General features: G+C 62.4%; 22 protein-coding genes. 8 read left to right on the forward strand and 14 right to left on the reverse strand.

The features are described 5' to 3' along the window. Nucleotides 1-78: 78 nt before the first annotated feature. Nucleotides 79-1,110, forward strand: coding sequence for an IS110 family RNA-guided transposase (locus BM317_RS28410; protein ID WP_092475404.1), 1,032 nt, complete (start codon nt 79-81; stop codon nt 1,108-1,110). Nucleotides 1,111-1,483: 373 nt separating this feature from the next. On the opposite strand, the gene cueR is transcribed toward BM317_RS28410, so the two are convergent. The 3 genes from cueR to BM317_RS28425 all read right to left on the reverse strand — a co-directional run bounded on the left by cueR (nt 1,484) and on the right by BM317_RS28425 (nt 4,852). Continuing rightward, entirely contained in the window at nt 1,484-1,885 is a 402-nt protein-coding gene (cueR, locus tag BM317_RS28415) for a Cu(I)-responsive transcriptional regulator (RefSeq protein ID WP_072410319.1), read from the reverse strand. Continuing rightward, a complete protein-coding gene (locus BM317_RS28420; RefSeq protein ID WP_092171261.1) occupies nt 1,882-4,275 on the reverse strand; it encodes a heavy metal translocating P-type ATPase in 2,394 nt (797 codons plus the stop codon). Before BM317_RS28420 ends, cueR begins: the two co-directional genes overlap by 4 nt. 193 nt (nt 4,276-4,468) lie before the next feature. Then, a complete protein-coding gene (locus tag BM317_RS28425) occupies nt 4,469-4,852 on the reverse strand; it encodes a hypothetical protein (protein ID WP_092171257.1) in 384 nt (127 codons plus the stop codon). Between the two features lie 148 nt (nt 4,853-5,000). Between BM317_RS28425 and BM317_RS28430 the strand changes: the two genes are divergently transcribed. Next, entirely contained in the window at nt 5,001-5,198 is a 198-nt protein-coding gene (locus tag BM317_RS28430) for a heavy-metal-associated domain-containing protein (RefSeq protein ID WP_092171253.1), read from the forward strand. Nucleotides 5,199-5,293: 95 nt separating this feature from the next. Further along, the gene (locus BM317_RS28435) at nt 5,294-6,496 is read left to right on the forward strand and encodes a multidrug effflux MFS transporter (RefSeq protein WP_092171249.1); all 1,203 of its coding nucleotides are present in this window, start codon (nt 5,294-5,296) and stop codon (nt 6,494-6,496) included. A 1-nt stretch (nt 6,497) separates the two neighbouring features. Here BM317_RS28435 and BM317_RS30810 read toward each other — a convergent pair whose 3' ends face one another. Both BM317_RS30810 and BM317_RS28440 read right to left on the reverse strand, forming a co-directional pair. Next, complete coding sequence (locus BM317_RS30810) at nt 6,498-6,668, reverse strand: hypothetical protein (RefSeq protein ID WP_170842341.1); 171 nt, start codon at nt 6,666-6,668, stop codon at nt 6,498-6,500. A 263-nt stretch (nt 6,669-6,931) separates the two neighbouring features. Then, nucleotides 6,932-7,945, reverse strand: a complete 1,014-nt coding sequence (locus tag BM317_RS28440; RefSeq protein WP_092171245.1) for a zinc-binding alcohol dehydrogenase family protein — start codon at nt 7,943-7,945, stop codon at nt 6,932-6,934. Between the two features lie 114 nt (nt 7,946-8,059). Here BM317_RS28440 and BM317_RS28445 point away from each other — a divergent pair, with 114 nt between their 5' ends. The 3 genes from BM317_RS28445 (at nt 8,060) to BM317_RS28455 (ending at nt 11,365) form a co-directional block, all read left to right on the forward strand. Continuing rightward, the gene (locus tag BM317_RS28445; protein WP_092171241.1) at nt 8,060-8,989 is read left to right on the forward strand and encodes a LysR family transcriptional regulator; all 930 of its coding nucleotides are present in this window, start codon (nt 8,060-8,062) and stop codon (nt 8,987-8,989) included. Nucleotides 8,990-9,130: 141 nt separating this feature from the next. Next, entirely contained in the window at nt 9,131-9,865 is a 735-nt protein-coding gene (locus tag BM317_RS28450; protein ID WP_060739319.1) for an ArsR/SmtB family transcription factor, read from the forward strand. 117 nt (nt 9,866-9,982) lie between these two features. After that, nucleotides 9,983-11,365, forward strand: a complete 1,383-nt coding sequence (locus tag BM317_RS28455; RefSeq protein WP_092171237.1) for an MFS transporter — start codon at nt 9,983-9,985, stop codon at nt 11,363-11,365. Nucleotides 11,366-11,484: 119 nt separating this feature from the next. Here BM317_RS28455 and BM317_RS28460 read toward each other — a convergent pair whose 3' ends face one another. The 3 genes from BM317_RS28460 to BM317_RS28470 form a co-directional block, all read right to left on the reverse strand. Then, the gene (locus BM317_RS28460; protein ID WP_060739317.1) at nt 11,485-12,438 is read right to left on the reverse strand and encodes an adenosine deaminase; all 954 of its coding nucleotides are present in this window, start codon (nt 12,436-12,438) and stop codon (nt 11,485-11,487) included. 84 nt (nt 12,439-12,522) lie between these two features. Then, nucleotides 12,523-13,488 carry a 2-oxoglutarate and iron-dependent oxygenase domain-containing protein gene (locus tag BM317_RS28465; protein ID WP_092171234.1) on the reverse strand — a complete coding sequence of 322 codons (966 nt, stop codon included), beginning with the start codon at nt 13,486-13,488 and terminating at the stop codon, nt 12,523-12,525. A 146-nt stretch (nt 13,489-13,634) separates the two neighbouring features. Next, nucleotides 13,635-14,717, reverse strand: a complete 1,083-nt coding sequence (locus BM317_RS28470; protein WP_092171457.1) for a BMP family ABC transporter substrate-binding protein — start codon at nt 14,715-14,717, stop codon at nt 13,635-13,637. 293 nt (nt 14,718-15,010) lie between these two features. On the opposite strand from BM317_RS28470, the gene BM317_RS28475 reads away from it, so the two are divergent. Beyond that, entirely contained in the window at nt 15,011-16,102 is a 1,092-nt protein-coding gene (locus tag BM317_RS28475) for a calcium:cation antiporter (protein WP_092477082.1), read from the forward strand. 125 nt (nt 16,103-16,227) lie between these two features. On the opposite strand, the gene BM317_RS28480 is transcribed toward BM317_RS28475, so the two are convergent. The 3 genes from BM317_RS28480 to BM317_RS28490 all read right to left on the reverse strand — a co-directional run bounded on the left by BM317_RS28480 (nt 16,228) and on the right by BM317_RS28490 (nt 18,896). Further along, the gene (locus BM317_RS28480) at nt 16,228-17,586 is read right to left on the reverse strand and encodes an 8-oxoguanine deaminase (protein WP_092477084.1); all 1,359 of its coding nucleotides are present in this window, start codon (nt 17,584-17,586) and stop codon (nt 16,228-16,230) included. Between the two features lie 247 nt (nt 17,587-17,833). Continuing rightward, the gene (locus BM317_RS28485) at nt 17,834-18,520 is read right to left on the reverse strand and encodes an SDR family oxidoreductase (RefSeq protein WP_060739313.1); all 687 of its coding nucleotides are present in this window, start codon (nt 18,518-18,520) and stop codon (nt 17,834-17,836) included. A 25-nt stretch (nt 18,521-18,545) separates the two neighbouring features. Beyond that, nucleotides 18,546-18,896: a MerR family transcriptional regulator gene (locus BM317_RS28490; RefSeq protein ID WP_092171222.1), complete on the reverse strand. Its 351-nt coding sequence runs from the start codon at nt 18,894-18,896 to the stop codon at nt 18,546-18,548. An 80-nt stretch (nt 18,897-18,976) separates the two neighbouring features. Between BM317_RS28490 and BM317_RS28495 the strand changes: the two genes are divergently transcribed. Continuing rightward, on the forward strand, nt 18,977-19,405 hold the full coding sequence (locus tag BM317_RS28495; protein WP_092477086.1) for a hypothetical protein: 429 nt from the start codon (nt 18,977-18,979) through the stop codon (nt 19,403-19,405). A gap of 77 nt (nt 19,406-19,482) precedes the next feature. On the opposite strand, the gene BM317_RS28500 is transcribed toward BM317_RS28495, so the two are convergent. From BM317_RS28500 to BM317_RS28510, 3 genes are read right to left on the reverse strand one after another with little or no spacing between them, the layout of a single operon-like run. Next, nucleotides 19,483-20,409, reverse strand: a complete 927-nt coding sequence (locus BM317_RS28500) for an ABC transporter permease (protein WP_060739311.1) — start codon at nt 20,407-20,409, stop codon at nt 19,483-19,485. After that, complete coding sequence (locus BM317_RS28505; protein ID WP_092171213.1) at nt 20,409-21,515, reverse strand: ABC transporter permease; 1,107 nt, start codon at nt 21,513-21,515, stop codon at nt 20,409-20,411. Before BM317_RS28505 ends, BM317_RS28500 begins: the two co-directional genes overlap by 1 nt. 11 nt (nt 21,516-21,526) lie before the next feature. Then, complete coding sequence (locus BM317_RS28510) at nt 21,527-23,080, reverse strand: ABC transporter ATP-binding protein (RefSeq protein ID WP_092171209.1); 1,554 nt, start codon at nt 23,078-23,080, stop codon at nt 21,527-21,529. Nucleotides 23,081-23,447: the final 367 nt, after the last annotated feature.

The following is a 23,447-nucleotide window of genomic DNA, read 5'->3' on the forward strand; positions in this document are numbered from 1 at the left end:
CCTAATGAAATGGTCCTCTCAGACCTCCCCCCAGTGAAAGCTAAGCTTTCACTGGGGGATCTACCGGAGACCGCCGCCATGAATACTGACAATCTTGCTATTACCAGCTTGGATCTAGGCAAAAACTGCTTCCACTTCTACGGTCAAGATAACCGCGGGCGCCACCTGTTCCGTGCCAAGGTTTCACGCGCTCAGGTTTTTGCCTTCATTGCTCAACTGCCCCCTTGCACCCTGGCTATGGAAGCCTGCGGCGGTGCGCATTTCATGGGCCGATTCGCAGTCAGTTGTGGCCATCAACCCAAACTCATAGCAGCCCAACATGTACGTCCTTACGTCAAAAGCAACAAGAACGACTATGTCGATGCAGAGGCTATTGGCGAAGCCGCCAGTCGATCTGCGATGCGCTTCGTTGCGCTAAAAACCGAGGCTCAGCAAGCACTCAGCATGCTCAATATGACCCGTGAAGCGTTCATGCGAGATCGGACCGCCACGGTCAATCGCATTCACGCTTTTCTGCTTGAGTGGGGGGTTAGCTTGAAGCCGACCTTCAAATCAATCAGAGAACTGCCCAAAGTCCTGGAGGAGCTCCGCGCACCTGTGCCGGTCATTCGTCTCTTTGAGCAATTTCACGCTCATTTCAGCTATCTCGATGAACGAGTTAAGGCGTTAACCAAAGAATTGGAAGGCCAGGTCGCTGAAGACGATCTGGCTACACGGTTGATGACGATGCCGTGCGTCGGCCCGATCACCTCCAGCGCCCTGGCTGCAGAAATAGGTGACGGCAAACAGTACAAACGGGGCCGTGACTACTCCGCCTCGATAGGCCTGGTACCCAAGCAACTCACTACTGGCGGGAAGCCGCATTTACTAGGCATCAGCAAGCGTGGCGACCGTAATCAGCGACGATTGCTTGTGCAATGCAGCCAGACCTTTATCAATCACCTGGATAAACAAACCGGGCACTTGGCGGATTGGGTACGCGGGCTGTTAGCTCGTCACCACCGCAATGTTGTGGTGTGTGCGTTGGCGAATAAATTGGCGCGCATAGCCTGGGCCTTAGCGCACACCCATGGAATATATGAGGCAGGGCCAAGCGCACAGAACGCTTGACCCTGCGTTACCGAGCACCACCCACCTGGTTTTGCGATGCTGGATAACAGATGACGTAAACGGCCTACCGACCTGACAGAAAACCTGGGCTCCCACACGGCTCTAAAGCCGATCTACCCTAATCAGGACTGTCAGGCGCGATTTTCATCGCGGCGCGAATTTATCTTTTCGACGCCGAATAGATTGCGGCAAGCCAATCACGCATCCAAATTCAGTATTGCAGAAACTGAGAGGACCATAGATGTGGGAGCGAGCTTGCTCGCGATAGCGGTGTGGCAGCTTGCATCGATGTTGAATGTGCTGCCGTCATCGCGAGCAAGCTCGCTCCCACCGTTTTGCTTCGGCTGTTCACAGCATTGTTTCTTTGTGGGCATCAACTCTTGCAGCACCCCGACGCCAGTTCCTTGAGGATCGGGCAATCCGGACGGTGGTCGCCGTGGCAGTGCTCTACCAGGTCTTGCAAGGTGTCGCGCAGTTCGGCCAGTTCGCGGATTTTCTGGTTCAGCTCATCGATGTGTTGCCGGGCCAGGGCCTTGACGTCGGCGCTGGCCCGTTGGCGGTCTTGCCAGAGAGTCAGCAATTTGCCGACCTCTTCCAGGGAAAACCCCAAGTCGCGGGAGCGCTTGATGAACGCCAGAGTGTGCAGGTCATCGGCGCCGTAGATCCGGTAGCCGCTGTCGGTGCGATGGGCGGCCTTGAGCAGACCGATGGATTCGTAATAGCGGATCATCTTCGCGCTCAGGCCGCTCTGGCGGGCCGCTTGGCCGATGTTCATCGCTTGTCCTCCAACTGCTTGGGTGTCCAGAATTTCAACAGTAACGCATTGCTCACCACACTGACGCTCGACAGGGCCATGGCCGCGCCGGCCAGCACCGGGTTGAGCAAGCCGAACGCGGCCAGGGGGATGCCGATCAAGTTATAGACGAACGCCCAGAACAGGTTCTGGCGGATCTTGGCGTAGGTCTTGCGGCTGATGTCCAGCGCCGCCGGTACCAGTCGTGGATCGCCACGCATGAGGGTGATCCCGGCGGCGTGCATCGCCACGTCGGTGCCGCCGCCCATGGCAATGCCGATGTCGGCGGCGGCCAGGGCCGGGGCGTCGTTGATGCCGTCGCCCACCATGGCCACCACCGAATGGCGCTTCAATTGCTGGACGATGGCGGATTTATCCGCTGGCAGTACTTCGGCATGGACATTGGAAATCTCCAGCGCCTGGGCCACTACCCGGGCGCTGCCCTGGTTGTCGCCGGTGAGCAGATGGCTGGCGATGTGCTGTTCATTCAAGGCCTGTACGGCGGCGAGAGCGCCGGGCTTGAGGGTGTCACCGAAGGCGAACAGGCCTAGCACCCGCGGCGTCGCGCCTTGTTCGAGCAGCCAGGACAACGTACGGCCTTCGGTTTCCCAGGCATGTGCGGATTCGGCCAGCGAGCCGGGGTTCAGGCCCAACTCGTCCAGCAGACGGCGATTGCCCAGAGCCAGGCGGTGCCCAGCGAGGTTGCCGGCAATGCCGCGCCCGGCCAGGGACTGGCTGTCGCTGACATCCGGCACATCCAGGCCGCGCTCGGCGCAGGCGTCCAGCACGGCTTTGGCGAGCGGGTGTTCGCTGCCGCGTTGCAGCGCGCCGGCCATTTTCAGCAACGCATCTTCATCGCCGTCCAGGGCCGTCAAGTGGGCGATACGCGGGGTGCCGGAGGTCAGGGTGCCGGTCTTGTCGAACACCACGGTCGTGACTTCATGGGCGCGTTCCAGGGCCTCGGCATCCTTGATCAGAATCCCGTGGCGCGCAGCCACACCGGTGCCGGCCATGATCGCCGTGGGCGTCGCCAGGCCCAGGGCGCAGGGGCAGGCGATCACCAGCACGGCGACGGCGTTGATCAGCGCTGTTTCCAGTGGCGCACCGTACAGCCACCAACCGATCAACGTCGCTAGGGCCAGCACCAGCACCACCGGTACGAAGACCTGGCTGACTTTATCCACCAGTTTCTGGATCGGCGCCTTGGCGGCCTGGGCGTCCTCCACCAGGCGGATGATGCGCGCCAGGACGGTTTCGGTGCCCAGGGCTTGCGTGCGGACCAGCAGCCGGCCTTCGCCATTGATGGCGCCGCCGGTAACCTTGTCGCCGGGCTGCTTGGGCACCGGCAGGCTTTCACCGCTGATCAGCGCTTCGTCGGCGTGGCTCTGGCCTTCCAGCACTTCGCCGTCCACCGGGAAGCGTTCGCCGGGCTTGACCAGCACCAGGTCATTCAAGCGCAGGGCGCTGATGGCAACGTCCCGCTCCTGGCCATCGATCACCTGGATCGCCCGTTCCGGGCGCAAGGCTTCGAGGGCGCGGATGGCGCTGGCGGTCTGGCGCTTGGCGCGGCTTTCCAGGTATTTACCGAGCAACACCAGGGCGATCACGACGGCCGAGGCCTCGAAATACAGGTGCGGCATGCTGCCGGGACGGGCGATCGCCCATTCATAGAGGCTCAAGCCGTAGCCAGCGCTGGTGCCCAGGGCCACCAGCAGGTCCATGTTCCCGGCACCGGCCCGCACGGCCTTGAAGGCGGCGACGTAGAAACGCGCACCGAAGATGAACTGCACCGGCGTCGCCAGGGCGAACTGCACCCAGGCCGGAAGCATCCAATGCACGCCGAACGGCTGCAGCAACATGGGCAGCACCAACGGCACCGACAGCACAATCGCCAGCACCAGGGCCAGGCGTTCACGGTTCAGACGGTTGTTCTGCGTGTCGGCGACCTGCTCGGCCTGCCAGACGGTGGCGTCATAGCCGGCGCGCTTGACCGCATCGATCAGGGTTTGCGCATCCACCTGGCCGAGCAGTTCGAGGTGAGCCCGCTCGTTGGCCAGGTTGACACTGACGCTGTTCACGCCGTCGACCTTGCCCAAGGCCCGTTCGACCCGGCCGACACAGGAGGCGCAGGTCATGCCTTCGATGTTCAGTTCCAGGGTGTGAACCGGAACGCTATAGCCTGCCTGTTCGACGGCCTGCTTCAAGGCCGGCAGGCTGCCTTCGGGGGCCTGGACACGCGCCAGCTCCGTCGCCAGGTTGACGCTGACGGCGCTGGCACCGGTGACTTTGCTCAAGGCTCGCTCGACCCGCCCGGCGCAGCTGGCGCAGGTCATGCCGGCAATGGGTAGATCGAATGTGGTGGATTCGGACATCGGTCACGCTCCCTGTAGTGAATGACTACAGGATCAACCTTGCCATGCTGGCAAGGTCAAGCGCCAATCCTCTGTGGGAGCGAGCTTGCTCGCGATAGCGGTAGGTCAGTCGACATCCATGGTGGGTGTTAGATCGCCATCGCGAGCAAGCTCGCTCCCACAGGGGCTCGCAGCCACAAGTTCGAGTGGCGTGTCAGTAACCCAGCCCAGCCTGCTTGAGGTACATACCTTGTTCATTCATCGCGATGCGGAACTTCAAGATGTCCCCGGCCTTGAGGGTGATGTTCTGCGACCCTGGCGCGAGCATGCCCGGGTTGCAACCCGGGGCCTGTCCCGGCAGCAATTTCAGGCGCAAGGAAAACTGGCCCGGCGGCAGGTTGAACGAGGTGCTCTGCTCCTGGAACAGCCTGGCCGAGAGTTGATCCTGAATGTAGATGCCGATTTCGCAACTGGTCGCCACTTCCAGGCGCTCTCGGGAAATGATCAACACGCCATAGTCTTCGCCGACGGCCGAGGCCTGGGGCGCCACCGCTGAAAAACCGAGCATGCAAAACAGGCTGAACGCTGACCAGCGCATGGCTGAACCTCCGGTGTGAAATCCTTGATGTGTGCAGCTTGGCTGAGGGCGATGCCGATTGCCAGCCCGGCAGTTTTTGTCAGAACTTGACCTTGCCATGATGGCAAGCTTGAGACTGGCAACAACCTCAATCCAAAGGAGTCATCCCATGCAAACATTCAATGTCCAGGGCATGTCCTGTGGTCACTGCGTCAAGGCCATCACCCAGGCTGTCCAGGCCAAGGACCCGGCGGCGGACGTGCAAGTCGACCTGGGTGCCAAGACCGTCCGGGTCCAGAGCTCGTTGGCGACCGATGCCGTGCTCGCGGCCATCAAGGAAGAAGGCTATGAGGTGAGTCCTGCCTGAAGTTTTTTAATCGTTAGCGACCTATCGGAATGTTCAAGAGCGCCCGGCACGGCTAGACTGTCGGGCTGTCGAACGACGCCTGAGCTGGACGCCCGATGAACCTTCGCACCATTCTGATTCTTGGCGCCTTGAGCGCTTTCGGTCCCTTGGCGATCGACTTCTACCTGCCCGCCTTTCCGGCGATGGCCACCGCCTTCGGTACTGACGAAAAACACATCCAGTTGACCCTGGCGGCCTATTTCCTCGGCTTGTCCATCGGTCAACTGGCTTATGGGCCGGTGGCGGATCGCTTCGGGCGGCGCATCCCGCTGCTGACGGGCGTCGGCTTGTTCACCCTGGCGTCCCTGGCCTGCGCCTATGCGCCGAACCTCGAATGGCTGATCGGTGCCCGCTTCGTCCAGGCCTTGGGCGGATGCGCCGGGATGGTGATTTCCCGGGCGGTGGTCAGCGACAAATGCGACGCGGTGGGTTCGGCCAAGGTGTTTTCGCAGTTGATGCTGGTGATGGGCCTGGCGCCGATTCTCGCGCCGATGCTCGGTGGGTTGTTGGTGAACCTGCATGGCTGGCAATCGATCTTCATTGCCCTGACCGTGTTCAGTGCGCTGGCGTCGACGGCCGTGGCCCTGTGGCTGCCGGAAAGCCTGCCGGATCATGTACCCCGGCAACCGTTGTCGGGGGCGTTGCGCCAATATGGACGGTTATTGACCGACGCCGTCTACCTCGGCCATGCGCTGACGGGGGGCATCGCTATCGCCGGGATGTTTGCCTACATCGCCGGTTCGCCTTTCGTCTTCATCAAGCTCTACGGTGTACCGGCCGAACATTTCGGTTGGCTGTTCGGCACCAACGCGGCGGGCTTCATCCTGGTCGCCCAGGTCAACGCCCGGCTGCTGTCCAGGCGCGGCCCGGCGTTCCTGCTGAGCCGCGCGGTATGGGTCTACCTGGGCGCGGGGCTGAGCCTGCTGGCCGTCAGTTCATTGCAACCTGCGCAGTTGTGGCCGCTTCTGGTTCCGCTGTTTGTCTGCATCGCCAGCCTGGGTTGCATCCTGCCCAATGCCTCGGCCTGCGCCATGAACGGGCAGGGCGCCCGGGCCGGCAGTGCTTCGGCGATGCTGGGATGCCTGCAGTTTTCCGTCGCCGCCGGGGCAGCCGCGTTGGTAGCGGCGCTGCATAACGGCACCGCCGTGCCAATGGCGCTGGTCATCAGCCTTTGCGGGCTGTTGGTGGTGAGCGCGGCGATGCTGACTCGTCGCCTGCAAAATGCCCGGGCATTGGCCCAGGCCAGTCGCGAGGGCTGATTCAGCCGGCCGCGCGCTGCTGCTGTTCGGGGAAATGATGGGGCGCGAGGATCCGCGCTTGCAAGGTTGTGGCGAAAGCCTGGGCTTCGGCCTCGGTACGGAAGGTGACGACGTGCCGGTCAAGACGCACTTGCCATTGGTTTTTTGCCACTTCTTTTATCAGGATCTTCATTGCTGACCTCCTCACGAAAAGATTACGTTGCAAAGGCCTCGAGTGTAGACCCGAATACGATCGGAGTTGTGACAACGGTCAATTCTCGGACTGACGGTTAGTCGCCGGATAATGGCGAGGGAGTTTGCTCCCGCTGGTTTCTGTAGGAGCTGGCGAAGCCTGCGATCTTTTGATCTTTCGCTTGCGACTCAAGTGTCAGGGGAAAGATCGCAGCCTCGCTCCGCTCGACAGCTCCTACAGAGCTCGGCGGGGTTGATGTACAGTCAGAAGCCTTCAAGCACAATCTTGCCCTTGGACTGGCCGCTTTCCAACAACGCGTGGGCCCGGCGCAGGTTCTCGGCGTTGATGGTGCCGAAATGCTCGCCCACCGTGGTCTTCAGGGTGCCGGCGTCGATCAGCGCGGCCACGCGGTTGAGCAGTTTGTGTTGTTCGAGCATGTCAGCCGTTTCGAACAGCGAGCGGGTGTACATGAATTCCCAATGCAACGACAGGCTCTTGCGCTTGAGCTTGGTCACGTCCAGCGCCTTGGGATCGTCGATCAGCGCCAGTTTGCCCTGGGGGGCGAGGGCTTCGACCAGTTGGTCCAGGTGCTGGTCGGTCTGGGTCAAGCTGGCGACGTGAGTCACCTGGGGCTGGCCTGCTTCCTTCAATGCTTCGCTCAAGGGGCGGCTGTGGTCGATCACCAGGTCGGCACCCAGGTTGCGCACCCATTCCTGGGTTTGCGCCCGGGACGCGGTGCCAATCACCTTCAGCCCGGTGAGTTGGCTGGCCAGTTGCGTCAGGATCGACCCCACGCCGCCCGCGGCACCGACGATCAACAGGCTCTGGCCCTGGTTGTCCTGGCCTTCCTGGATGTGCAGGCGCTCAAACAACAATTCCCAGGCGGTGATGGCCGTCAACGGCAACGCCGCCGCGTCGGCGAAACCGAGAGTCTTGGGCATGTGGCCGACAATGCGTTCATCCACTACGTGCCATTCGCTGTTGCCACCGGCCCGGGCGATGGAACCGGCGTAGAACACCTTGTCCCCGGCCTTGAACAGCGTGACTTCGCTGCCCACCGCCTTGACCACGCCGGCCACGTCCCAGCCCAGCACCTTGGCGACGCCATCTTCGGGCTGGACGTTCTGGCGGACCTTGGTGTCCACCGGGTTGACCGAAATGGCCTTGACTTCCACCAGCAGGTCCCGGGGACCGGCGACCGGTTCCGGCAGCTCGATGTCCTGGAGCGATTGTGGGTCGGTGATGGGTAGCGAGTGGTAGTAGGCAATGGCTTTCATGAAGCGGCTCCGTGAGGTGAGTTTCGATGAAGGCCATGTTTAGCTATTTATAGCCGAGATAAAACCGGCTAAAACAACAGGCTCTTTCAATATTCTTTTGAGAATGGGCGCGCGATGCTTCGCTTCGATGACTTGCAATTGTTTGTCCGGGCAGCGGACCTGGGCAGTCTTTCGGCCGCGGCCAGGGTCATGGACCTGTCGGCGGCAGTGGCCAGTGCCGCGTTGAAACGGATCGAGCAGCACCTCGGCGCCCGGCTGCTGGCCCGCTCCACCCGCAGCTTGCGCCTGACGGCCGAAGGCGAGGGTTTCCTCGAATATGCCCGGGCCGCATTGAGCAGCCTTGACGAAGGCCGGCGGTTGTTGACCAGCGGCCAGGACCAGGTCAGCGGGGTGTTGCAGTTGTCCGCGCCGTCGGACCTGGGACGCAACCTGCTATTGCCCTGGCTGGATGCGTTCCAGCGCGAGCACCCCGGGCTGACGGTGCGACTGCTACTGGGCGATCGCATCGCCGACCTGTTCAAGCAGCCGGTGGACATCGCCCTGCGTTATGGCGAGCCGGAAGATTCGAGCCTGGTGGCTTTGCCGGTCGCCCCGGATAACCATCGAGTGCTGTGCGCGTCACCGGATTATCTGGCTCGCCAGGGCGAACCTCATCAACTGGAACAACTGGCCCAACACAATTGCCTGTTGTACATGCTGGGCAGCCGGGTCCATGACCGCTGGGCTTTTCATGACGGCAAGCGGGAGGTGAGCCTCACCGTCAGCGGCGACCGTTTCAGTGACGACGCCGACGTGGTGCGCCGCTGGGCGGTGGCGGGGGGCGGGATTGCCTATAAATCGTGGCTGGATGTGTCCACTGACGTGCTGGCCGGGCGTTTGAAAATCCTCTTGCCGCACCTGCAATGCGAACGCGCGCCCCTCAATCTGCTGTGTGCCCACCGGGCGCAATTGAGCAAACCGATCAAACTTCTGCGGGACATGCTCCAGGCTCGCTGCGGTGAGTTGACGGCGCGATTTCCACTCCCGACGGGGGCCGGCCATTAGTCGCGCGCAAATAGAGACTTTTCCCTCATGAACAATCGCCTCCAAAGGTTTCCGGAGGACAGGAAAGCTCGATCGTCGCGCTTATACTAACGACCGCCTGCGCCAGAGCAGTAGACGAATGATTCAACAGGGAGTGAATACATGGAACATGCACCTTGCATCAGCCAGATCGCCACGCTGCTGGCTGACCCCAAGCGCAGCGCAATGATGTGGGCCTTGATGGATGGCACGGCCCGCCAGGCCGAAGAGTTGGCGTTGCTCGCCGGGTTGTCGCCGTCCTCGGCCAATGCGCACCTGGGGCGCTTGTCCGCCGGAGGCCTGTTGAAAGTCGAAGCCCGGGGTCGCAAGCGGTTTTTCCGCCTGGCCGCGCCTGAAATCGGCGCGGCCGTCGAAGCGCTGGCCAGCGCGACCCTGGTCAGTACGCCCCGGCAGATTCCGGATGTCTTCAAGCGCCGGGTCATGCCGACCAAGGCCCCATCGGCCCCCGCTTCGTTGATGCGGGCCAGGCTGTGTGACGATCACTTGGGGGGAACCCTGGCGGCCGATCTCTACCAGCGTCTGCTCGACGCGGGGTGGATCGAGCAGTTCGAACAACGGGTGATCGTCACGCACAAGGGCGCCAATCAACTGGCCGAGCGTGGCCTGTTCATCCAGGCCCTGGCCCATCGCAACGCCCGTGTCGCCTGTCCTTGCCCGGACTGGAGCGAGCGTCGTCCGCACCTGGGTGGCGCGCTGGGGGCAGCGGTGCTGCAACTGTTCATGCAGTCGGGTTGGCTGACTTTGCCCAACGATTCGCGGGCCTTGCAGGTGACGACGCTCGGCCAGCAGGAAATCCACCGGTTCGCCCGGCAGGATGCCGTAGAGATGGCGCTCTAGGGAACAGGCCTGGCGCGTCGCTCAGGGCTGTCGACAGGTCGTATTCAGCAATAGTCGCCTGCAAGGTTCGCGCACACTCGGTCCGGGGAATTTTTTTCGGATTGGGGAGGCAGCAGCATGGACACTCATGGTTACAGCGCGGCGGAACGCCTGGAGCGGTTACCCATCAGCGGGTATCACCGGGTGATTTTCATCATCATCGCCCTGGCGTTTTTCTTCGACTCCATGGACCTGGCGATGATGACGTTCCTGCTGGGCTCGATCAAAGCCGAGTTCGGCCTGAGCACCGCCCAGGCCGGTCTGCTCGCCAGCTCCAGCTTCTTCGGCATGGTGCTGGGTGCATCGCTGTCAGGCATGCTGGCCGACCGTTTCGGGCGTAAGCCGGTGTTCCAGTGGAGCATCGTGCTGTGGGGCATCGCCAGTTACCTGTGCTCCACCGCCCAGGACGTCCAGACCTTGACGCTGTTTCGCGTCCTGCTGGGGATCGGCATGGGCATGGAGTTTCCGATTGCCCAGTCGATGCTCTCGGAGTTGATCCCGGCCAAGCGTCGAGGGCGCTACATCGCCTTGATGGACGGCTTCTGGCCGCTGGGTTTCGTGGCGGCGGGGGTGCTGTCGTATTTTCTGCTGCCGGTGATCGGCTGGCGCGACATCTTCCTGGTGCTGGCGGTACCAGCGGTGTTTGTCCTGGCGATTCGCTTCTTCATTCCCGAGTCGCCGCGCTGGCTGGAGCAGGCCGGACGGAACGATGAAGCGGACACCGTGCTCAAGCGAATCGAAGACAAGGTCCGGGCCTCGCTGGGACGGCGCGACCTGCCGGAGCCGATTCGCCTGCCGAGGGTCGAGAGCACACCGGGCAATTTCTTTTCGGCCCTGGCGCAGATCTGGTCGCCGCTGTATCGCCAGCGCACGATGATGATCTGGAGCGTCTGGTTCTTTGCCTTGCTCGGTTTTTATGGCCTGACGTCCTGGCTCAGCGCGTTGTTGCAGCAGTCGGGGTTCGCGGTGACCCAGTCGGTGTATTACACCGTGCTGATTTCCCTGGGCGGGATTCCCGGCTTCCTGATGGCGGCCTGGCTGGTTGAGCGTTGGGGGCGCAAGCCGGTGTGCATCATCACCTTGCTGGGCGGCGGGGTGATGGCGTTTCTGTATGGACAGAGCGCGGTGTTTGGCGGCAACGTCGGCCTGTTGATCGGCACCGGGTTGCTGATGCAGTTTTTCCTGTTTGGCATGTGGGCGGTGCTCTACACCTACACGCCGGAGCTGTACCCCACCTCGGCGCGGGCCACGGGTTCGGGCTTCGCTTCGGCGGTGGGTCGTATCGGTTCGCTGCTCGGCCCCCTGGTGACCGGCCAGGTGTTTCCCATCACCGGCCAGGGCGGTGTCTTCGCCCTGGGCGCGTTGTGCTTCGCCGTGGCGGCGGGGGTGGTCTGGGTGTTCGGGATGGAAACCCGGGGCAAGACGCTGGAGGAGTTGAGCGAAGCGACCGCTGCCGACTAAACACTACCCCCCCTGTGGGAGCGGGCTTGCTCGCGAAGGCGGAGTGTCAGTCGATCACAAGGTGACTGACACTCCGCTTTCGCGAGCAAGCCCGCTCCCACAGGGAATGATCGTGACGCCTAAGGTTTTACTAGCCGCGCATCCAGGCTGTTCTGTGCCAAGCGCTTGGCCTGGTCCTGGGTCATGCCCAGGTGGGTGTGCAGGGCATGGAAGTTTTCGGTGACGTAGCCGCCGAAGTAGGCCGGGTCATCGGAGTTCACCGTCACCTTCACTCCGCGCTCGAGCATGTCGAGGATGTTGTGCTGCGACATGTCGTCGAACACACACAGCTTGGTGTTGGACAGTGGGCACACGGTCAATGGAATCTGCTCGTCGATGATCCGCTGCATCAGTCGCTCATCTTCGATGGCCCGCACGCCATGGTCGATGCGCTGGATCTTCAGCAGGTCCAGGGCTTCCCAGATGTACTCGGGCGGGCCCTCTTCGCCGGCGTGGGCGACGGTCAGGAAGCCTTCGTTGCGCGCGCGGTCGAAGACCCGCTGGAACTTGCTCGGTGGATGGCCCATTTCCGAACTGTCCAGGCCCACGGCCACGAAAGCCTCGCGGAACGGCAGCGCCTGGTCGAGGGTTTTCTCGGCTTGTTCTTCACTCAGGTGACGCAGGAAACTCAGGATCAGGCCACTGGTGATGCCCAGTTGCTGTTCACCGTCCTTGAGGGCGGCGGCGATGCCGTTGAGCACCACTTCGAACGGGATGCCACGGTCTGTGTGGGTTTGCGGGTCGAAGAACGGTTCGGTGTGGATCACGTTCTGCGCCTTGCAGCGCAACAGGTAGGCCCAGGTCAGGTCGTAGAAATCCTGGGAGGTGCGCAGCACATCGGCACCCTGGTAGTACAGGTCGAGGAACTCCTGCAGGTTGTTGAAGGCATAGGCCTTGCGCAGGGTGTCGACGTCGTTCCATGGCAAAGCGATCTTGTTGCGTTCGGCCAGGGCGAACAGCAACTCGGGTTCCAGGGAGCCTTCCAGGTGCAGGTGCAGTTCAGCCTTGGGCAGGGCGTTCAGCCAGTCGTACATGGTCTTTTCTCATCAGCGAAGCGATGGCGGGCATTCTACAGGGGGCTGGCCGCCCTGTCGGGTAAAACCTGACCGGCTGATCCACTACACGGCGTGGGGCTCCCGTCGGTAAGCATAGGTGTCGGCGAAGCGCGAGAGCAGGAATTCGGCGCAGGTGGTGGTCGGGTACTTTGGCGGGTGGGCGTCATCCTGGCAACCGGGCAGGCATTGGATCAGCGTGTCGGGGTGCGGCTCGGCAAAGAATGGCATCGAATAACGGTCCACTCCCAAGGGGCTGATCACCCGATGCGGCGTAGACAGGTAACGGTCGTTGCTCCAGCGCGCCATCATGTCGCCGAGGTTGACCACGAAGGTACCGTCGATAGGCGGCGCGTCGATCCACTGGCCGTTGACGTTGCGCACTTGCAGGCCGCCGGCGGCGTCCTGGTAGAGCAGGGTGATGCAACCGTAATCGGTGTGTGCCCCGGCACCTTGCTGTTCGGCGCAACTGGCGGCATCGCGGGGTGGGTAATGGATCAGGCGCAGCACGCTCACCGGCTCGTTGAAGCGCGTATCGAAAAAGTCCCGGTCGATGCCCAGGGCCAGGGTCATGGCCCGCAGCAGGGTTTGCGCAAGCGCCTGCATGTCACGGTAATGCTGCTCCATCAAGGTTGCCCAACCGCTCAGGTCGGGGTGCCGGTTGGGGCCGCGCAGGGGGTTTTCCGCCAGCACCTCGGGGTGATCGACTGGCAAATGCAGGCCCATGTCGAAGGTTTCCTTCAGGTCGCTGGGCTTGGTCGGGTCCAGTTGTTCCGTGGCGACGGCGCCGTAGCCGCGATGGTGGCGGGTCTGGGTGATGTCGATCTTGAGCTTTTCTTCGACGGGCAGGGCGAAGAAGCGTTGAGCATTGCCCAGCACTTCGGCGATACGCGCGGCGCTGATGGGGTGGCCCTTGATATAGAAAAAGCCCCACTGGCGGCAAGCGCGGTCGATTTGCCCGGCGACGGCTTGCCAGGCGTCGGGCTCATCGCCGTAGAGCGGGCTGATGTCGATGATGGGCAGGCTGTTCATGCGGCTGTCCTGAAATGGAATAGAGGCCCCATTGTGGGAGCGGGCTTGCTCGCGAAGACGGCGGTACATTCAGCATCAATGTTGACTGGTGCTCCGCCTTCGCGAGCAAGCCCGCTCCCACATGGGATTGATATTGGGCTTGAAGGCTATTTGGGAATCTCGGCCTTCATGCCTTCGACGTAGTAATTCATCGACGCCAGTTCCGCGTTGCTGGCGCTCGCGCCCGCGGGGATTTTCTCGACGCCGGTCTGGTCCTTGATCGGCCCGGTGAACGGGTGGAACGCGCCGCTCTCGATGTCTGCGATGATCTGTTCGGCTTCGCCTTTGACCGCTGCCGGCACCAGGTCGCTGATCGGCAGTTTCACTGTGCCTTCCTTCAGGCCGCCCCAGTAGTCCTGGGATTTCCAGTTATGGTCGAGCACACTTTGGGTTGCTTGGATGTAGTGCGGGCCCCAGTCATTGACGATGGAGGTCAGCACGGCCTTGGGACCGAAGTGGGCCATGTCCGAAGCGTAGCCCACCGCATAGACGCCGCGTCGTTCGGCGGCCTGGATCGGCGCCGGGCTGTCGGTGTGCTGGAACACCACGTCCACGCCCTGGTCGATCAGCGCGTTGGCGGCGTCGGCTTCCTTGCCTGGGTCGAACCAGGAGTTGACCCACACCACCTTGATCTCGGTACCGGGGTTGTATTTGTTCAGGGCCAGTTGGATGGCGTTGATGTCGCGGATGACTTCCGGGATCGGGAAGGAGGCGACGTAGCCGATCTTCTTGGTCTTGGTCATCTTGGCCGCGAGGAAACCGCCGACGTAGCGGCCTTCGTAGGTGCGAGCCAGGTACGTGCCCAGGTTCTTGTCCTGCTTGTAGCCGGTGGCGTGTTCGAAGATCACCTTGGGGAACTGCTTGGCGACTTTCAGCGTCGGGTTCATGTAGCCGAAGGAGGTGGTGAAGATCAGGTCGTATTTGTCCTTGGCCATGTTGCGGATCACCCGCTCGGCGTCGGCCCCCTCCGGCACGTTTTCCACGTAGTTGGTGGTGATCCTGTCGCCGAATTTCGCCGCCAGCTCCTTGCGCCCTTGTTCATGCTGATAGGTCCAGCCGTGGTCGCCGATCGGGCCGATGTAGACGAAGCCGACCTTCAGCGGGTCGGCGGCACTGGCATTCAGGCCGGCGCCCAGGCCGACGGCTGCGACGACGGCGCAAAGCAACTTCTTCAAGGGACGTTTGTGCATGAACTCGAACTCCATTTTGTTGTGAGGTTGGCTGTGCAGCACCAATGCAAAATGCTGACCAACAGGACAACAAAATCTGCGATCTTTTCGGGGCAGCCATCGCGAGCAAGCTCGCTCCCACAAAGGCAATGCACAACCTGTGGGAGCGAGCTTGCTCGCGATGAGGCCCTCCAGATCGATAAAGGTGCACCCGCCAGCCACTCGCCACTCCCTGGTGCGTCACACTCGAACGAAACGTTCGCCGCCCCCTACAGTCAGTAACTCATGACCCCGCTCACAGTGACAGGCCCGCGATGCTCACGCTGATCAAGCAAGAAAAACTGCTGTTGCTGGCGCTGATCGCCGCCTGTATGGCCTATCCGCTAGAGCACTGGTTGTTGGGCAACGGGCAAGGGGTGGCGTTGATCGGCGGCCTGGTGCTGATCGGTTTCATCGTCGCCGCCTCCATGCGCGTGGCCCATCATGCCGAGCTGTTGGCGGAAAAGGTCGGTGATCCCTACGGCACGATGATCCTGACCCTGTCGGCGGTGCTGGTGGAAGTGGTGATCCTGGCGATCATGATGAGCAACGAAGCGTCGTCGACACTGGTGCGGGACACGATCTACTCGGCAGTGATGCTCGACATCAACGGCATCCTCGGGCTGGCGGCGCTGATGGGTGGGATCAAGCATGGCGAGCAGGCCTACAACGATGATTCGGCGCGCACCTACAGCGTGATGATTCTCACGGCCATGGGGGTGTCGATGGTGGTGCCGGAGTTCATTCCCCAGCAGAACTGGAAAATGTATTCGGCCTTCACCATCGGCGCGATGATCGTGCTGTACACCCTGTTCCTGCGCATGCAGGTCGGGCCCCACAGTTACTTCTTCAGCTACAGCTACCCGGAAAAACGCCGCAAGAAAGAGCCGGTGGAAAACGAGCCTGAACCCATCAGCCTGACGCTTTCCATCGGCGCCCTGGTGTTTGGCGTGGTGGTGATAGGTGCCCTGGCCGAAGTCATGTCCAAGGCCCTCGACCTGGGGCTGGAAGGCTCGGGCGCACCGCCAGTGGTCACGGCGATCCTGGTGGCCGCGATCTCCGCTGCACCGGAAATCCTCACCGCCCTGCGCGCGGCCCTGGCGAACCGCATGCAGTCGGTGGTGAACATTGCGTTGGGCGCTTCGCTGTCCACGGTAATCCTCACCGTACCGGTGATGGAGGCCATGGCCCTCTACACCGGCCAGCCCTTCCAGATGGCCATGACGCCGGTGCAGACGGTGATGATCTTCATCACCCTGATCGTTAGCGCGATCAACCTCAATGATGGTGAAACCAATGCCATTGAAGGCATGACCCACTTTGTGTTGTTCGCGACGTTTATCATGTTGTCGTTGCTGGGTCTTTAAGCCCTGCACAAAGCCACACTGTGGGAGCGGGCTTGCTCGCGAAGGCGGTGTACCAGTCGACATCTATGTTGAATGGCACCCCGCCTTCGCGAGCAAGCCCGCTCCCACATGGGATTGATGTTAAGTTAGATGCCGGCGATCAATTCCCGCGCCGCCTGGCTGTGATCGGCAATCAGCCCCTTCAAGTCCAATCCCTCGACCTGCCCGTCGATCACTCGCCATTGCCCACCGATCATCACCCGATCCGCCCGGTCCGCGCCGCACAGCAGCAGGGCCGAGATCGGGTCGTGGCTGCCGGAGAATCGCAGCTCATCAAGCTTGAACAGCGCCAGGTCGGCCTGCTTGCCCACGGCCAGTTCGCCGATATCGCTGCGCCCGAGCAGTTGCGCCGAGCCCCGGGTCGCCCAGCCCAGTACGCGTTCCGGCGTGATCGCTTGAGCGCCGTAGCGCAGGCGCTGGATGTACAGCGCCTGGCGGGTTTCGAGGATCATGTTCGAGGCATCGTTGGACGCCGAGCCGTCTACGCCCAGGCCCACGGGAGCGCCGGCGGCGGTGAGCTCCAGGGTCGGGCAGATGCCCGAGGCCAGGCGCATGTTCGAACTTGGGCAGTGACAGATGCCGGTACCGGCGGCACCGAGACGAGCGATTTCATCCGGGTTGAAATGAATGCCGTGGGCCAGCCAGGTACGGGGTCCGAGCCAGCCGACGCTGTCCAGGTAATCCACGGTGCGCAGGCCGAAGCGTTGCAGGCAAAAGTCCTCTTCATCGAGGGTCTCGGCCAGGTGCGTGTGCAGGCGTACGTCGAGTTGCTCCGCCAGCTCGGCACTGGCCTGCATGATCTCGGGCGTGACCGAAAACGGTGAGCAGGGCGCCAGGGCAATCTGGATCCGGGCGCCGTCATCGCGCTCGTGGTACTCGGCGATCAAGCGCTGGCTGTCGGCGAGAATCACCTCGCCCTGCTGGACTGTCTGCTGCGGCGGCAAGCCTCCGTCGGCCTCGCCCAGGCTCATGGAACCGCGGGTCAGCATCGCGCGCATGCCCAGCTCACGGACACTTTGCACTTGCACGTCGATGGCATGTTCCAGGCCCTGGGGAAACAGGTAATGGTGGTCGGCCGCCGTGGTGCAGCCCGACAGCAGCAACTCGGCCAAGGCCACTTTGCTCGCCAGGGCGAGTTTTTCCGGGGTCAGCCGCGCCCAGACCGGGTAGAGGGTCTTCAGCCACGGGAACAACGGCTGGTTCACCACTGACGCCCAGGCGCGGGTCAGGGTCTGGTAGAAGTGATGATGGGTGTTGATCAATCCCGGCAGGATCACGTGCTCGCGCGCGTCGAAGATGTGGTCGCAGGGCTGGGCGGGTTGTTGGCCGGCCCTCAGCAGTTCGACGATCACACCGTCCTGCAGGACGAGACCGCCATGGGCATCGAGGTCGTTGGCGGTGAAAATGGCGAGGGGATTTTTTAACCAGGTACGGGTCGCAGGCATGGTGGCCGGCTCCTCTGAAAGTGGGTTCAGGTTAGCCAGCTCAGTGATGCCCTGTCTGCTGATCCAGGGTCGCCCGTTGGGTGGGCGAGGGTGGAGTTTACTCAGGTTGTATTGCAGATTTCCAGAGCTTGCCGAGATCCGAATGTGGGAGCGGGCTTGCTCGCGAAGGCAGACTGTCATTCAACATTGATGTCGACTGATGGTCCGCCTTCGCGAGCAAGCCCGCTCCCACAGGAGCAATGGTGGGTTACCAGGGAATCGTTTCACCCTTGTAGTTGACGAAGTGATGCCCGCCCTTGCCGGCGAAGGCATTGACCTGGTCGATCAACCCGCGGGTGCTGGTCTCGACATCGATGTCCGCGCCTTCACCGCCCATGTCCGTCTTGACCCAGCCCGGGTGCAGCGACAGCACGGTCAATGCCTGCTCGCCCAGTTGGCTGACGAAGCTGTTGGTCATGGAATTGAGTGCAGCCTTGCTGGCCTTGTACAGCGCCAGTTCCGGTGCGTCGGGCATGGTCACGCTGCCCAGCACCGAGCTCATGAACGCCAGCACACCGCTGCCGTCGCGGATCTGGCCGACGAAGCGCTGGGCCAGGTTGATCGGCGCCACGGCGTTGGTGAAGAACAGTTGGCCGACTTCCGCCAGCGTCGCGCCGCCTGGGTTCTGGTTGTCCGGGCCTTTGACGCCGGCGTTGACGAACAGCAGGTCGAAGGTCTCGCCCTTGAGCTGCTGGCTCAGGGCGATGACGGCTTGCTGGTCGTCCATGTCGAGTTTTTCAATGCGCACCGGGCCTAGCGCCTTCAAAGCTTCTGCGTTCTGCGGGTTGCGCACGGTGGCGGTCACGTTCCAGCCATCGCTGAGCAGCGTCTTCACCAGACCGAGGCCCAGGCCCCGGGAGGCGCCGATGATCAATGCGTTTCTTGCCGAAGTCATGAGAGGCATCCTTGAAAGAAAAAGGTCACGGGTTTAATGGACAACGTTGCCCGAGCCGTTGTTTCAGCTCCTGACGCAACGCGTCGAGTTCGGTCATGCGGGTTTCGATCAGGTTCAGTTTGTCTTGCAGCAATTGTGTCACCGCGCAGTCGGGGTCGGGGGCGTTCCACAGGGCGGCGACACTGGCGCCGATCTCGCCCAGGGTAAAGCCCAGGCGCTGGGCGGTCTTGATATAGAGCACCAGTTGGACCACGTCGGCGGGGTAATCGCGATAGCCATTGGCACTGCGCGTTGCCGCGATCAGGCCTCGCTGTTCATAGAAGCGCAGGGTGTCTCGACTGACGGCGCAGGCTTGGGCTAATTCACCGATACGCATGGACGACTCCGGAGGGCTTGACCTTGGAGCATACCCCAGGCTTTAGCCTTTTCGCTCCCCAATTATCTGGAGCAACGTGTATGTGGAGTTCGATGCAATATCGCCAGGTGGTGCGCGGCAGCGCCTGGTACGACCTTATCGTGTCGGCCGTGCTGGCCACGCCGTGGAGCTTTGCGGCGTTGCATGGTGTGTTGATGAGCCTGGCTCAGCTATTTGATCTGCCTGGAGAACTGCCGCCGTTTGCGCCGGCACATATGCTGATGGTGAATCTGCTGGGCTCGATTGTCTGCGTGTGGGCGGTGCTGCGCATTCGTGATCCGCAACCGCTGTACGGACGGTATGACGCGGTGGGGCGGTTTCTGTTTGCGGCCTGGCTGCTGTATGCGCTGCTTCATGGGGCCAGTGCGGTGTTGTGGGTTTTCCTGTTTCTGGAGGTGGTGTGGGGGTTGGTTCAGGTGTTGCCTGTTCGAGCCTCATCGCGAGCAAGCTCGCTCCCACAGGGGGCCTGAGTCAAACACTGAACTCAGTGTTCACCTGGTCTAGTGTGGGAGCGAGCTTGCTCGCGATAGGTGCGCCGCGGTCTATCTCAATGTCCCGCCTGCCAAGGCTGCCCCAGCGACACCGGCGCATACAACCGGGTGCGTACGGCATCCCGGGACAGCAGCACCAGCACCACGATGGTCGCGGCATACGGCAGCATCGCCAGCAGACTCGATGGAATCGCCAGCCCCAAGCCCTGGGCCACCAGGTGCAGGATGCTGGCGAGGCCGAACAGGTAGGCACCCAGCAGCAGGCGCCACACTCGCCAACTGGCGAACACCACCAGGGCCAGGGCGATCCAGCCACGGCCGGCGCTCATGTTCTCGGCCCACATCGGCGTGTAGGCCAACGACAGATAGGCGCCGGCCAACCCGGCCATGGCGCCGCCAAACAATACCGCCAGGGTCCGCACTCGTAGCACCGGCAGGCCCATGGCACTGGCGGCGTCGGGGTTCTCGCCGACGGCCTGGATGATCAGTCCGGTGCGGCTTTTCATGAGCACCCACGCCACCAGGGCAAACAGTGCGAAGGACAGGTAAACCAGCAGATCCTGGGCAAACAGCATCCGTCCGATCAAGGGGATGTCACTCAGGTAGGGAATGGCCAGCGGTTCGAATCCCGCCAGCGGTTTGCCGACCCAGGCCGCCCCGACAAAACTCGACAGGCCCACCCCGAAAATCGTCAGCGCCAGCCCGGTGGCCACCTGATTGGCGTTGAACACCAGTGCCACCAGCGCGAACAATGCCGACAACAGCATCCCGGCAGCCATCGCCAGCAGCACGCCGAGCCAGAGGTTGCCGCTGTTGAACGCGACGATAAAGCCGATCACCGCGCCGAACAGCATCATGCCTTCCTGGCCCAGGTTGAGGACGCCGCTTTTTTCGCAGACCAGTTCACCCAGGGCCACCAGCAGCAGGGGTGTGCCGCAGCGGACCATGGCGTAGAAAATATTGCTCAACAGGTCGATATCCATTACAGCGCTCCTGCCTGTACGGCGGTGGTCCGGGTGCGCCGGGTCCAGCGCAGGTTCAGGCGTGGCCGGTACAGGATCAGCACGTCGCAGGCCAACAGGAAAAACAGCATCATCCCCTGGAACAACTGGGTGATCGCCTGGGGCAGGTTGAGCGACATCTGCGCGCTCTCGCCGCCGATGTACAGCAACGCCATCAACAGGCTGGCAAACAGAATGCCGATGGGATTGAGCCGTCCCAGGAATGCCACGGTAATCGCCGCATAGCCGTAGCCCGGCGACACCTGGGGCACCAGTTGGCCGATCGGCCCGGTCACTTCGCAGACGCCGGCCAGCCCGGCCAGCGCACCGCTGATCAACAACGCCAGCCACACCAGCGGCTTCTGGCGAAAGCCGGCGAAACCGGCGGCACGGGCGTCGAGGCCCAGCACCTTGATCTGAAAACCGACGAAGCTTTTCTGCAGCAAGACCCACACCGCCACCAACGCCAGCAGGGCAAAATACAGCCCGGCATGGACCCGGCCATCCTCCAGCAGCAATGGCAGGCGACTGGCCTCGCCGAACATCGCCGACTCCGGGAAGTTGAAACCCGCCGGATCCTTCAACGGCCCGTGAACGCAAAACAGCAGCAGGTTAAGGGCGATGTAATTGAGCATGATGCTGGTCAGGATTTCGTTGGCATTGAAACGCGTGCGCAGCCACGCCGTGAGTCCGGCCCAAGCCGCCCCTGCCAGGGTGCCGGTCAGCAGAATCAGCACCAATGCCCAGCGGCTTTGCACGCCGATGATGTTCACCGCCAAGGCACTGCCGGCCAGGGCGCCCAGCAGCAGTTGGCCTTCGGCGCCGATGTTCCAGATGCGTGCCTGATAGGCTACCGCCAGGCCGAGGGCGCAGAGCAGGATCGGCAAGGTCTTGACCAGCCACTCGGACACGCCATAAAGATCGCTGATCGGGGCGATCAACAGGGTGTACAGCGTTTGCAACGGGTCATGCCCCAGGGTGATGAACAGCAGTGAGCCGCAGCCCAGGGTCAACACGGCGGCCAGCAGCGGCGAGCACCAGAGCATCAGGCGCGATTGCTGGCCGCGGGGTTCGAGAGAAAGCAGCATGTGGAACTCCGTTATACCGGCGCGGGGGCAGGGGATTGAGGGGCGTCGAACTGGCCGGCCATCCAGCCGCCGACGTCGCTGAGCCGGGTCTCGCCCGTGGGGCGCAAGGCCGACAGGCGCCCGCCGCACAAGGCGCCGAGGCGGTCGCTGATCTGGAACAGTTCGTCGAGGTCTTCGGAGATCACCAGAATGGCAGCGCCCGCATCGCGCAGAGCGATCAGGGCGCGATGGATGGTCGCCGCCGCCCCGACGTCCACGCCCCAGGTCGGGTGCGCGGCCACCAGCAGTTTTGGCTGTTGGAGGATTTCCCGGCCAAGAATGAATTTCTGCAAGTTGCCCCCCGAAAGGCTGCGTGCCGGGGTTCGGGTGTCAGGTGTCTTCACGCCAAAGCGACGGATGATTTCCTCGGCCAGGTGTTCGACCTGGCGGCGTCGAATCAGCCCATGGCTGACCAGGCCCTGTTGGAAAGCGCTGAGCAAGGCGTTATCCGCCAGGCTCAATTGCGGCACGGCACCGTGGCCCAGGCGTTCGGCGGGGACAAATGCCAGGCCGAGTCGACGACGGGCATCGGGGCGCAGGTGCGCGACGGGTTGACCGGCGAATCGGATCGTTTCGCCTTGCTGGCGGGGTAGCTGCGTTTCTCCGCTGAGCAACGCCAGCCATTCATCCTGGCCGTTGCCCGCCACCCCGGCGATGCCGACGATTTCGCCGCTGCAGACCTCAAGATCAATGTCCCTCAGCGAACAGCCGAACGGGTCCGGGTTGTGCCAGGACAGCTTGTTGATTTGCAGGAAGGCTTTGTCTGCGCTGACCTTGGGGTAGTCCGTGATCAGCCCGGCCGCTTCGCCGACCATCAGTTGTGCCAGCTCCCGGTCCGAGCAGTGCGCCGGGGTGCAATGCCCCGAAACTCGCCCGCCCCGCAGTACCGTGGCGCTGTGGCACAAGGCTCGCACCTCTCCGAGTTTGTGGCTGATGAACAAAATGCTACAGCCCTCGCTCGCCAGGCGGCGCAGGGTCACGAACAACTCTTCGGCTTCCACGGGCGTGAGCACCGAGGTCGGCTCATCAAGAATCAACAGCCGAATGTCCTGCATCAGGCAGCGAATGATCTCTACCCGCTGGCGCTCGCCAATCGACAGGCTGTGAACCAACCGTTGCGGTTCCAGTGCCATGCCGTAGCGTCGGGACACTTCGCGAATCCGGGGTTCCAGCTGGGCTGGCGAACCGGCTGTCGCGCCCATTGCCAGGGCAATGTTCTGTGCAACGGTGAGGGTTTCGAACAGAGAGAAATGCTGGAACACCATGCCGATGCCCAGGCTGCGGGCCTGGGCCGGGTTACGCAGGTTGACGCGTTGGCCTTGCCAGATCACTTCACCCGAATCGGCAGGGGTGACGCCGTAGATAATCTTCATCAGGGTGCTTTTGCCCGCACCGTTTTCGCCGAGCAGGGCGTGGATTTCGCCGGGCTGGATGCTCAGGTCGATGGCGTCGTTGGCCAGGCAACCGGGGTAGCGTTTGCTGATCTTGCGCAGTTGCAGGCGCGCGATGGAGTCGGGGTTGGACATGACAGGCTCGAGCCGATGGACAGGAATGCCTGTGGATAAAGCAATTTCCTGGCCATAAGGTCAGGAAAAGCACCTTGGTCCTGCCTCCAAGGCCATATTGCGAATGGCCTGGGTACCTGCAACAGGAAATTCTGCACCGGGTTGGAGCGCGCATGTTTCATGCAGGCATCGGTTTGCCCTGAAATGGGTGGTTAAAAATTGAACAAGCGACCGCGAGCCGTGATCTTCTTGGGGCGGGAGGAGCCATGAACGGGTTATCCACAGATTGCTCCACAGTTATTGTGAGCAAGCTGGACATGCGGGCATAAGCACTGCGAGGCTTTCTTCTAAAGGTGATAAACCCCTGCAAGCTTTTGTTTTGCAGGTG

It is taken from the genome of Pseudomonas sp. NFACC24-1 (assembly GCF_900115235.1).
In the GTDB taxonomy this organism is placed as follows: Bacteria; Pseudomonadota; Gammaproteobacteria; order Pseudomonadales; family Pseudomonadaceae; genus Aquipseudomonas; species Aquipseudomonas fluorescens_AA.